The following is a 1749-nucleotide window of genomic DNA, read 5'->3' on the forward strand; positions in this document are numbered from 1 at the left end:
TTACGGCCTGACCCGCGATTGATCGCAGGATGCCGCGCGCGCTGAAAACTGCGGGCTAGGCTCTTGGCGAGCCATCGCTACTGAACAGGGGGTCCGCGTGATGAGCGGGACGGTGACGGCAGTCAGCAGCAGCAGCGAGTACTCGTTCACCAAGCCCAATCGGCCCAGCATCACGTTGCTCGCCGGGCTCGGTGTGGAGGGAGACGTACACGCCGGCGTCACGGTCAAGCACCGCTCGCGTGTCGCGCAGGACCCCACCCAGCCGAACCTGCGCCAGGTCCACCTCATTCACAAGGAGCTTTTCGCCGAAGTCGGCGAAGAAGGATTCGACGTGACGCCCGGTGCGCTCGGCGAGAACATCACCACCAGCGGCATCGACCTGCTCTGCCTGCCCGTCGGGACACTGCTGCGCATTGGCGACGAGGCGATCGTGGAAGTCACCGGCCTGCGCAACCCCTGCCTGCAGATCGACAACTTCCAGGACGGGCTGCTGAAGAAGGTCGTCGGCCGTGACGAGGCTGGGAACATCGTGCGCAAGGCAGGAATCATGAGCGTCGTACAGGTGGGCGGCGTGGTGCGTCCCGGCGACACGATCACAGTGCAGCTCCCGGACGAGCCGCATCGGCCCCTCGACCGGGTCTGACCTCCTGCCCGAGCAGGCTGTGACGTGTCGATGGCCGCGCGGGTTCTTGTGGTGTGAACATCAAGCAGGCCCGCGCGGCCATGGCTCATCATGCCTTCTGCGGCATCTCGCGCCAACATCTCGGCGATTTGATCGAAGAGCTCGCGCCACGCTGGGAAGCACGCTGCGAGTCGGGACGCCACGAGCGGCGCGGTGGTGCCCGGCAACGCGAGATCGGCGCCGGCCCGAAGTACGGACTGGTCTTCATCGACCGGGTATTGGTGACACTGGTCCATCTGCGAACCGGGCTGACGCATGCGGCGCTGGGCGTGATCTACGAGGTGGGCTCCTCCACCATCGGCCGGGCGATCAGTGAGGTCCGCCCGCTGCTGGCCGCGCGCGGGTTCGCCGTGCCTGACCGCCCCGGAGTACGGCTGCGCACGCTGGAGGACGTGTTCGCCTACGCGGAGGCTGAGCAGGTGACGTTGCGGATCGACGGGATGGAGACCCAGGTCCGCCGTCCGCAAGCGAACCGTCCCGGCCGACGGGCGTTCGTCTCGGGCAAACGGAAACAGAACACCATCAAGACCACCACGATCAGCGACCACCAGGGCCGGACCCTGTGGTCGGGAGCCGAACGGCCGGGCCGGATGCACGACCAGACCGCCCTGCGCACCGAGGGCATCGCCGAGCAGTTCCACCAACATCCCGGCGTGAAAGCCGAGGTCGACGACGGATACCGGGGCCTGGCCAACGAGTTCCCCGGCCAGGTCTCGGCCCCGCCGAAGAAACCCAAGGGCCTCGACGATGACGACGCCCCGCTGAGCGAGCGGTACGGCTGGCGCGAAGCGAAACGCCGCCAGTCCTCACGCCGGATTTGCGTCGAGCACGCCAACGCCGAACACCGCCAGTGGCGCCCTCTCCAGCGGTTCACCGGACGGCGCGAGACCTACGGCGAAACCCACCGCGCCGTCGCGGCCCTGGTCTCCGACCGTGCTGCCCAGCGGGCCACCCGGCGCAAGCCCAGCACCGAGCTCGTGCTCGTCCGCACCACGGCCTGCTGAATCATCCACCAGCCGAACCCCCAGGCCAGCACGCCCCAACATCAATCGCGGGGCAGCCCGTTA

General features: G+C 68.0%; 2 protein-coding genes. Both read left to right on the forward strand.

The annotated features are described in order from the left end of the window. The first annotated feature begins 100 nt into the window (after positions 1 to 100). Positions 101 to 643: an MOSC domain-containing protein gene (locus tag AB0D59_RS51065; protein ID WP_362580068.1), complete on the forward strand. Its 543-nt coding sequence runs from the start codon at positions 101 to 103 to the stop codon at positions 641 to 643. A gap of 80 nt (positions 644 to 723) precedes the next feature. Further along, positions 724 to 1686 carry a transposase family protein gene (locus tag AB0D59_RS51070; protein WP_362580070.1) on the forward strand — a complete coding sequence of 321 codons (963 nt, stop codon included), beginning with the start codon at positions 724 to 726 and terminating at the stop codon, positions 1684 to 1686. Positions 1687 to 1749 lie beyond the last annotated feature (63 nt).

The organism is Streptomyces sp. NPDC048417, from assembly GCF_040651615.1.
Taxonomy (GTDB): domain Bacteria; phylum Actinomycetota; class Actinomycetes; order Streptomycetales; family Streptomycetaceae; genus Streptomyces.

Bases quoted from the DNA above. Each gene is read 5' to 3' on its own strand.
- AB0D59_RS51070 (WP_362580070.1), top strand. From the start codon at position 724: ATGGCTCATCATGCCTTCTGCGGCATCTCGCGCCAACATCTCGGCGAT.
- AB0D59_RS51065 (WP_362580068.1), top strand. From the start codon at position 101: ATGAGCGGGACGGTGACGGCAGTCAGCAGCAGCAGCGAGTACTCGTTC.